Origin of the sequence: Roseibium sp., from assembly GCF_025698965.1 — a bacterium.
Taxonomy (GTDB): Bacteria; Pseudomonadota; Alphaproteobacteria; order Rhizobiales; family Stappiaceae; genus Roseibium.
On record NZ_JAILWL010000261.1, the window covers coordinates 1 to 9,032 of the forward strand.

Here is a 9,032-nt window from a genome sequence, read left to right on the forward strand (position 1 = left end):
GAAGACCGGTTGGTCCTGTGCAACGACAACTATCGGGACATCTATGCCCATTCGGCACAAGCCATTTTCCCCGGAAACCGTTTTGAAGACATTCTTCGCTTCGGCCTGAACAGGAAACAATACGATACCGGCGAGATGGACGACGAAGCCTGGCTCGCCGACCGTCTTGCAAAACACCAGGCAGCGGATGGTTCCGTCATCGAACAGAACCTTGAGGACGGGCGCTGGCTGAGAATATCGGAGACCAGGACCAGAAGCGGAGGTATTGCCGGAATTCGTGCCGACATCACCGAAATGAAGGAAGCAAAAGCACTCGCGGAAAAGGCCTATCAGAAACTTCATCTGATGGCGGACAGTATTTCGGCCTGTGTCGGTGAAGTTGGGCCTGACGGGAGGTGTCAGTACCTCAACAAGGTAGGTTGCGAATGGTTTAACGGCACAAGCTATCAACTTGTTGGGACGATGCTTCGCGATAGGCTCCCGTTAAACGAGCGAGAAGAGGTTCAGAAACTCTTTAAGGAAGCGCTGAAAGGTCGAAAGGCATCGAAGGAGTTCAGTCTACACTTTCCCGATGGCGTGACACGCGAATGTCAAATGGATTGCAGTCCGCGCATCAACCAGGAAGGCAACGTCGAAGGCCTCGTTGTTCTGGTCAACGACATCACAGACCGCAAAAAAACGGAAACGACGCTTGCGGAACTTTATTCGATAACATCAACCCGCGAACTCAGTCACGAAGAGAAGATCGCCGAGATCCTGAGACTTGGCAGCGATCACTTTGAACTTCCCTTTGGCATAATCAGTCATGTGGTCGAAGGTCACTATAGGGTGACGCATGCACACAGTCCGAATGCTGAAATCAAACCGGGAGCTTCGTTCGCGCTTGAAGACACCTATTGCGTTCTGACACTTGAGGCCGATGAGCCGATCGCAACGGCGAATGCCGCCAATTCCGAATTCGCCAAACATCCCTGTTATGAAATTTTTGCACTGGAGACCTATATCGGTGCGCCCCTGCTGGTGGACGGCATTCTGCACGGCACGATCAATTTCACTGCACCCGACGTCCGCAAACGCCCCTTCACTTCAGCTGACATTCAGATTGTTCGCCAGTTTGCGGACTGGATTGGACATGAAATCGCGCGGCAGCGTGACCATCAGGCGCTCATGGATGCAAAAATCAATCTGGAGAGGGTCGCAAGTATCGACGACCTGACACAAATCCTGAACCGGCGCGCCTTCATGGAACGCGCCAACACCGAAATCCAGCGTTACCGGCGGACGAAACAGGCATTTACCGCGGTGATGATGGACATCGACCGGTTCAAGAAAATCAATGACCGACACGGGCATGCGGCAGGCGATGAGGTTCTTAAGCTCTTTGCAGATACGATCGGAAAAGCGCTGCGCAATACCGACGTTTTCGGCCGTATTGGTGGCGAGGAATTTTGTCTGATTTTGTGCGACGTGGGCGTACAGGGCGCCTTGCGGGTCTGCGAAAGGCTCCGCAGGAAAATCATCGATGAATGCCAGTTGGATCACGTCGACCAGACAGTCACCTGCAGTATGGGACTGGCAACGTCCTCTCCCGAAGACGTTGAGTTTTCGTCGTTGATGCAAAGAGCCGACACGGCGCTTTACAAAGCCAAGTCGTCCGGCCGCAACAAATGCGTCGCCTTCGACCCTGAAGCGGAACCGATGACGACATGACCGACACCTTCAGTCAAATGCCGGTCGCAATCGACCAATACGTTTGTATAATGGCATTCGTGTCGCGTCATCGCTCGCCCATGACGTTCCTTTGACGCTGACCGCTAAGTTAACCGCAATATCGTAAGAGATAGTGGAGCGGTAACAGATAAAAAAATCAAAACACCCTGCCCTCCACCAGATCGCTTCCTGAAACCAGCTACCCAGCCAACGATTCAGGACAGATCAGGGAGGAAATATTGTTCAAGAAAATCCTAATTCCAATCGACCTGAACCATGTGGATACACTTGAAAAAGCTGTTTCTACTGGTGTTTATCTGGCAAAAGCCGACAACATCCCAATCGTATTTACTGCTGTCGCATCGACGGTTCCAGGCTCCCTGGCACACACACCCGACGAGTTTCGAGCCAAACTGGACGCCTATGCAGCATCGCAGGCTGCCAAACACGGTGTCCCGGCCTCCGGGCACGCTGCATTTGCACATGATCCGGTGGCAGAACTGGAAGACGCGCTGCTGAAGGCAATAGATGAGACCGGCGCCGACCTGGTCGTCATGGCGACCCACGCTCCCAAATTGACAGATTACTTCTGGCCGTCGAACGGAGGCAGGATCGCCTCCCACGCGGATGTCTCTGTCTTTCTCGTCAGATAACAGTTTTCTCGAACAACAAGGAACGCTCCCATGAGCGAAGAAACAACCACCCAGGGGATTCCTGGCCCAGAAGGGGCTGCGAATGTCATCGACACCGATTACGAAATCGGACAGGACAATATCGAAACCAGTGTCGGCCCGTTCAATCTGGACATTCACAATCCGGTCTTTCTGGTCTCCGGCCTGTCGATCGTCGCCTTTGTCTTTCTGACCCTCGCGTTTCAAAACGAAGTCGGCCCGGTCTTCGACGCGATGCGCAAATGGCTGACATCCAATCTCGACTGGTTCTTCATCATTTCCGGCAACGTCTTTGTTCTCGTTTGCCTCGTGCTCATCGTCACGCCGCTTGGCAGTGTCCGTATCGGCGGCAAGGACGCGGATCCCGATTACACGTATTTCGGCTGGTTCGCGATGCTGTTCGCGGCGGGCATGGGGATCGGCCTCATGTTCTTTGGTGTCCTGGAGCCGGTCTATCACATGGCGTTTTCCGAACCGATCGGCGTCCCATCGCCCTTTGATGCGGACGGCAACCTGATTGAGGAAAACGTCGCTGCGGCCAAGGCCGTTGGAATGGCGGCCACGATTTTCCACTGGGGTCTTCACCCTTGGGCAATTTACGCTGTGGTCGCGCTCGCGCTCGCGCTGTTCACCTTCAACAAGGGTTTGCCTCTGACGATGCGCTCGGTGTTCTATCCGATCTTCGGAGAACGCACCTGGGGCTGGCCGGGCCATATCGTTGACATTCTGGCCGTGTTCGCAACCCTGTTCGGGCTTGCAACGTCTCTGGGTTTCGGAGCACAGCAGGCAAATGCCGGCCTGGAATTTGTCTTCGGCATTCCGGTCAGCAATGCAGCGCAGGTCGTGCTGATCATCGGGATCACGCTTGTCGCGCTGATATCCGTGTTGCGTGGTCTCGACGGCGGCGTGAAGGTGTTGTCTGAGATCAACATGCTGATCGCAGCGCTGTTGCTTGTCTTCGTGATCACGGCCGGACCAACGGCTGAACTCGTTTCCGGCTTCGTCTCCAATCTTGGCGCCTACGCTTCGAATGTCATTCCCTTGTCCATACCATTCGGCCGTGAAGACGACGGCTTCCGTCAGGGATGGACGTCCTTCTACTGGGCCTGGTGGATTTCCTGGTCGCCGTTTGTCGGTATGTTCATCGCCCGCGTCAGCCGTGGCCGGACCGTGCGTGAATTCGTGATCTGCGTCCTCATCATTCCGACAATCGTATCGGTCATCTGGATGACGGCTTTCGGCGGCACTGCAATCGAGCAGGTTCTGACCGGTCCTGATAGCCAGGTGCACCAATACGTCATCGCAAGCTACAGCCCTGAACTGTCGCTGTTCGGCATGTTGGCGGATCTGCCATTCGCATCGATCACGTCGTTTATCGCGATCATTCTGGTAATCGTATTCTTCGTCACGTCGTCAGATTCCGGATCGCTTGTCATCGACACGATCACGGCAGGCGGCAAGGTCGATGCGCCTGTATCCCAACGGGTATTCTGGTGCACCTTTGAAGGACTGGTGGCAATCGCCCTGCTGCTTGGTGGCGGGTTGGGAGCCTTGCAGGCCATGGCTGTATCCACCGGCTTCCCGTTCACGATCGTGCTGCTGCTGGCATGCTACGCGATCTTCAAGGGTCTCAGGGACGAACCGCGGTAAGCCGCTCAAAAACAAGCAGGGCGGCCATGCCGCCCTGTTTCGACCCCCTGCCCTTGACCTCAGTGCCTATTCCTCAAGTCGGGGCGCAAGGCGAACGCCCGGAGGCGGCGAACTTTCCCGGACACGAAGCTCAGGTTCAATGACAATCGGCTTGTTGGGAACGCGGTCTCCGGCGATCTGCCGGAGCAGCGTCAAAGCCGCAAGGCGTCCTATCTTTTCCGGTTGATTGGCAACTGTGGTCAGCGCCGGCGTGCGGGCATCCGCCCCGTCAATGTCGTCATATCCCGTAATAGCAATGTCGGGACCGGGCTCGACACCGGCCCGGCGCAGTGTTGTCATCATGCCGAAGGCGACCAGATCATTGAAACCGACAACCGCTGTCGGCCGGGGTTCGGCCTCAAGAATTTTCGGGACGGCAGCGCGGCCATCGGCCTGCGTCATCAATTCAGGCAGGTCGACCTGCCCTTCCGGATCGATGCCGGCTTCGCTCAACGCCTTGCGCCATCCGGCATTGCGAAGACGGCCGGTGGAACTGTCCCGGCGCCCGCCCACCATAGCAATGTCGTTGTGGCCCTGGGCGAGCAGATGCTTGGTGATCTGATAAGTACCGCTCATGTCATCACCGCGCACGCAAGGAGCCCAGACACCGGAAACCTCACGGGCAACAAGTGTGACGGGTATGCCCTGGTCGACAAGCCGGTTGATCTCTTCGGCAGACGTTCCGACGGACGGGCAAAGGATCAGGCCGTCCGCCCTGTGCTGTAAAAGCGTATTCACAAACGCTCGTTGGCGTTTCACATCGTCCCGGTGATTGCAGATGAAAATCATCTGCCCCTGCTCTTCGAGCACATCTTCAAGCGCCGAGAACACCTCGGCGAAATACGGATTGAGAATGTCGTGGACGGCAACCCCGACTATCTGACTTCGGGACGTGCGCAGCGACGCCGCCGACCGATTGTAGATGTAACCGATCTCTTCCGCTGTCTGCTTGACCTTTTCGCGTGTCTCTTCGGCAACAAGAGGGCTGTCCCGTAACGCAAGGGACACCGTCGCGGTCGAAATGCCGAGCTGGTCGGCAATATGTCCGAGCGTAAGTCGTTTTCCGGGCTTGGGCGGCAGTTCTGGTGACGGTGGTTTGGATCCGTTGTCTTCTGACATTTATTATTCTCAAATACCGCTGCGGCGACAGGAGCGCCCGTTATAGCTGTCTCCGATGATAGGAAACAGTCATTTGTTTTGGTCTCTTCGTCGTAGGAATGCAAGCCAGAACGCCATTGCAGCGTTCTGGCCGTTGCTCAACGCTGCTGGGGAGCGGAATCGTCGAACTCTTCCCTCAGGTTGACGACCACTCTTCGGTTCTGAGACTGGCAGGTGATATCGTCGCAATTTGTCACCGGACGCTCGATACCATACCCCTTGACCCACACCCGGTTTGGACTGACACCAAGACTGACCAATTCGGTCATGACCGCATTGGCACGTTGCGTCGACAAGGTCTTTTCTTTCGATTCGCCTCCGCCGTCATCCGCATGGCCCTGGACCTTGACCAGCCACTTTTTGTTCTGTTTGAGCCACCTGGCCTGGTTTTCAATCGTCATCTTGGCCTCTTCCGTGACGACTGCAGACCCCTTGTCAAAATAAATGCGCCGCCCGACATTGACGATAAATTCTTCTTCCGAGCCGGGATTGACATCAACAAAGCCGGCAGCCGGTGCGTTGGTGACATCCGGAGACGACAAGTTGCCTGCGCTGTTACACGCAGCCAACCCGAAACCACATAAAAGGGCGATCGCTGCGCCCCGGCCGATCTGGCCAAAATTATTTCCCAAGGAATCCCCCAAAAACCTTAAATCGCGTTTCCTGAGCGCCGGCTTTAACCGGCGCTTGCACCCAGATGCTCCAGAACCAGCACCGCCGTCCCCTTCGGGCAGCGCTGATAAAGATCGATGACGTCCTCCGGCAACATGCGAATGCAGCCGCTGGAAACGTCCCGGCCGATACTCCAGGGTTCGAGCGTGCCATGCAGCCGGTATCCGAGATCCTGGCCACCCCTGTAGAGATAAAGAGCTCTTGGACCGAGTGGATTGTTTGCAGCCCCGCCTTCCACTTTGCGCGGCAGGTCAGGCTGGCGTTTCAGCATTTCAGGTGGCGGCACCCAGCGGGGCCAGAGTGCTTTCCGGTCGATCCGCGCCCGGCCATACCATTTGAAGCCTTCACGCCCGACCCCGACACCATATCTCAGCGCAGTGTTGTTTTCCCAGATCCAGTAAAGGAAGTGATTTGACGTATCGACCACCACGGTTCCAGGCGGTTCGGGGCTGAAATACTTTACCATCTGGCGACGCCAGACCGGTTGGATGCGGTTCATATTGGTCCGCCGGTACTGATATCCGTTGTCCGGCTGATAACCGTTGAAATAAGCATTCGCCGCGGCATTTGCCTGCGCGAACTGCGGCATTGCGAGAGTACCTGCGACCGCTGCCGCTCCTCCCAAAAACTTTCGGCGATCCAGTTCCATCCCATTCCTCCTAAACAGGCTGGCGACCAATTTTTCCGCCGTCTGTCCGACGGCAGGCGGTATTAAGAAGGAAAGTCAGGCAACCCGTCAACCGCCGGATCCTATTTGTAACGTATCGGGAAGATCAGAATCCGCATTGCGCATTGCCAAATCTCTAAATGCCTCGGACCCGCTCCCGATAGAGAATGTAAAGCCCGGAAGAAATGACGATGGCAGCTCCGACAAGGGTGGTGAGTGTCGGGACATCTGCAAAGATAAAGTAGCCCAGCGCGATCATCCAGATGATCTGCGTGTAGTTGAACGGTGCGAGCACCGGAGCAGGCGCGACGCGGTGCGCGAGAATGAAAAGGAAATGCCCACCTGCACCAAACGCACCGAGGGCAAACAACAACACCCAGGTCCAGACATCTTCCGGCATGACCCACACGGACAGTCCGGCCGGAGCCATGGCCACCGAGGCGACGACACCTGAAATGATCAACATGCCAGCAGAACTTTCGGTGGCTGTCAGTTGTCGGGTGAGAAGCGCGTAAACAGCAAAGAATATCATCGCAATCACCGAATAGATGACTGCCCAGTGCATGCCGCCCATCCCTGGCTGGGTTACCACGAGAACGCCTGCGAAACCGACCACGATCGCCACCCATCGCCTGAGCCCCGCCCATTCACCCAGCATGGGGCCGGCAAGGGCTGTAATGACGAATGGTGCCGCAAACATGATTGATGTCGTTTCCGCCAGCTGCAGATAGCGAACAGCCAGAAAATTGAAAATTGTTATTCCCAGCAGGCACAAGGCGCGGATGATCTGCAGAAACGGACGTTTGGTTTTAAAAAGTGACGGTGCTTTCCAGATCTGAAAAAAGATCAGGGTCAAAATCACATGGGTGACGAACCGCATCCAGGCGATTTGCAGGACAGGCAGGCTGGCTGAAAGATACTTGGCAGTCGCATCCAGGAGGGAAAAACCAAGCAGCGCCAGAACAAGCAGGCCGATGCCTGCAATCGGGGTTGTTGAGGCAGCCCCGCCGAGCGTCTGCTGTTCCGGACTGTGTTGCGCCATCAGCGTCTAGCCTTTTCGCGTGTTCATCCTCGGACTCGGATGAATTTGGAAAGCGGTCAAAGCCCGACTGGACCTGCCCGGTTGTGATAAGTCCGGCCAAACGCTACACAGGACCTTCCAGAGCGGAGACTGTCATGCCTGTTGCAGAAATTGAAACGTGGCTGGGGCGCCTGTCCATTCATGAAGTCGACGGCGCAATCACCCAACTACAATGGAATGGGTCACCGCGCCAAGAAGAAACGCCACTTCTCAATGAGGCAATCGCTCAGATTCAGGCCTATATGGACGGTCGTTTGAAGAATTTTGATCTGCCCCTGGCTCCAAAAGGCGGTGATCTGCATCAGGCAGTCTTCAAGGCCATGCTTGCCATTCCTTATGGCGAGACACGGACATATGGCGATCTGGCCAAGGAACTGAACACCTACGGTCAGCCGATCGGTCAGGCTTGCGGCGCAAATCCAATTCCGATCATCATACCGTGCCACAGGATCCTGTCGGCAAACGGACTTGGCGGCTATTCGGGTGATGGAGGAACCGACACCAAAATTGCGCTGTTGAAAATGGAGGGAGGCTTCCCCTTTCTTCTCTAGGTAGCTCCAGTCCTCTGATCTGGCCCCTGAACTAGTCCCCTGAACTAGTCCCCTGATCCAGTCCTCCGAACCTGAAGTTCGTCTCATTTTTCAACCGAAGTTTCATCCGGCAACTTCTGCGCCCATTTTTTTGCCCATGCGCCAAGTGGAACCAGCTGATCGTAAAGCTCCCGCCCGAGCGGTGTAGACACATATCCCTGTTCGCTGCGATCGATAAACTGAGCCTGCCGGAGTTCCTTGATGCGCTGGTTCAATACGGCTGGGGAAATGCTCTCGCACTTTTCCTGCAGATCTCGAAAGGTCGAAGGTTCGTTTTCACACAGGGTCCAGAGCACGCCCATCGCCCACCTCCGCCCGAGCAAGTCGAATAGAGCCATGATCGGCGCGCCGCTTTTTGAGCCACGAACTGGCTTTCCGGGATACGGGATTTTGGCCATGCGTCCTTCACTATGTTTTTAATAGCGCGATTGCGCTCCATGCGCTATGATTTACATAGCGAACAGGTTTCATACCACATGAATTTCCAGCCCCAAAGGAGTTGAAAATGAGTTTCGAACTCTGGATTGCCTTTGTCGCAGCAAGCGCAGCCCTGCTTGCCATACCCGGTCCAACGATTACGATCGTGGTCGGTTATGCAATCAGCAGCGGCAGATCGGCGGTCTGGGCGACAACGTCTGGTGTAGTTCTGGGGGATTTCACGGCAATGACCGCATCCTTGCTCGGCGCGGGCGCGGTACTTGCTGCATCGGCAACACTGTTTACAGCCCTGAAATTCGCCGGAGCACTCTACCTGATCTGGCTGGGAATTAAGTTATGGCGCTCTAAACCGGATT

General features: G+C 55.8%; 10 protein-coding genes. 5 read left to right on the forward strand and 5 right to left on the reverse strand.

Annotation, left to right across the window (positions count from 1 at the left end):
• The 3 genes from K5905_RS19770 to K5905_RS19780 form a co-directional block, all read left to right on the forward strand.
• Positions 1–1,710, forward strand: a 1,710-nt coding sequence (locus K5905_RS19770) for a diguanylate cyclase (protein WP_297586865.1), incomplete at its 5' end; no start/stop codon positions are given.
• 239 nt (positions 1,711–1,949) lie between these two features.
• The gene (locus tag K5905_RS19775) at positions 1,950–2,363 is read left to right on the forward strand and encodes a universal stress protein (RefSeq protein ID WP_297586867.1); all 414 of its coding nucleotides are present in this window, start codon (positions 1,950–1,952) and stop codon (positions 2,361–2,363) included.
• A 30-nt stretch (positions 2,364–2,393) separates the two neighbouring features.
• Complete coding sequence (locus K5905_RS19780) at positions 2,394–4,031, forward strand: BCCT family transporter (protein ID WP_297586869.1); 1,638 nt, start codon at positions 2,394–2,396, stop codon at positions 4,029–4,031.
• A 66-nt stretch (positions 4,032–4,097) separates the two neighbouring features.
• On the opposite strand, the gene K5905_RS19785 is transcribed toward K5905_RS19780, so the two are convergent.
• The 4 genes from K5905_RS19785 to K5905_RS19800 form a co-directional block, all read right to left on the reverse strand.
• The gene (locus K5905_RS19785; protein ID WP_297586870.1) at positions 4,098–5,189 is read right to left on the reverse strand and encodes a LacI family DNA-binding transcriptional regulator; all 1,092 of its coding nucleotides are present in this window, start codon (positions 5,187–5,189) and stop codon (positions 4,098–4,100) included.
• A gap of 137 nt (positions 5,190–5,326) precedes the next feature.
• Complete coding sequence (locus K5905_RS19790; protein WP_297586871.1) at positions 5,327–5,860, reverse strand: OmpA family protein; 534 nt, start codon at positions 5,858–5,860, stop codon at positions 5,327–5,329.
• A gap of 44 nt (positions 5,861–5,904) precedes the next feature.
• Positions 5,905–6,489 (reverse strand): L,D-transpeptidase, encoded by a 585-nt coding sequence (locus tag K5905_RS19795; RefSeq protein WP_297586879.1) that lies wholly within the window; start codon positions 6,487–6,489, stop codon positions 5,905–5,907.
• Between the two features lie 214 nt (positions 6,490–6,703).
• The gene (locus K5905_RS19800; protein ID WP_297586873.1) at positions 6,704–7,609 is read right to left on the reverse strand and encodes a DMT family transporter; all 906 of its coding nucleotides are present in this window, start codon (positions 7,607–7,609) and stop codon (positions 6,704–6,706) included.
• 134 nt (positions 7,610–7,743) lie between these two features.
• On the opposite strand from K5905_RS19800, the gene K5905_RS19805 reads away from it, so the two are divergent.
• Complete coding sequence (locus tag K5905_RS19805) at positions 7,744–8,199, forward strand: methylated-DNA--[protein]-cysteine S-methyltransferase (protein WP_297586875.1); 456 nt, start codon at positions 7,744–7,746, stop codon at positions 8,197–8,199.
• An 83-nt stretch (positions 8,200–8,282) separates the two neighbouring features.
• Here K5905_RS19805 and K5905_RS19810 read toward each other — a convergent pair whose 3' ends face one another.
• Positions 8,283–8,636 (reverse strand): helix-turn-helix domain-containing protein, encoded by a 354-nt coding sequence (locus K5905_RS19810; protein ID WP_297586877.1) that lies wholly within the window; start codon positions 8,634–8,636, stop codon positions 8,283–8,285.
• Between the two features lie 107 nt (positions 8,637–8,743).
• Between K5905_RS19810 and K5905_RS19815 the strand changes: the two genes are divergently transcribed.
• The coding region (locus K5905_RS19815) for a LysE family transporter (RefSeq protein ID WP_297586878.1) at positions 8,744–9,032 on the forward strand (289 nt) is incomplete at its 3' end.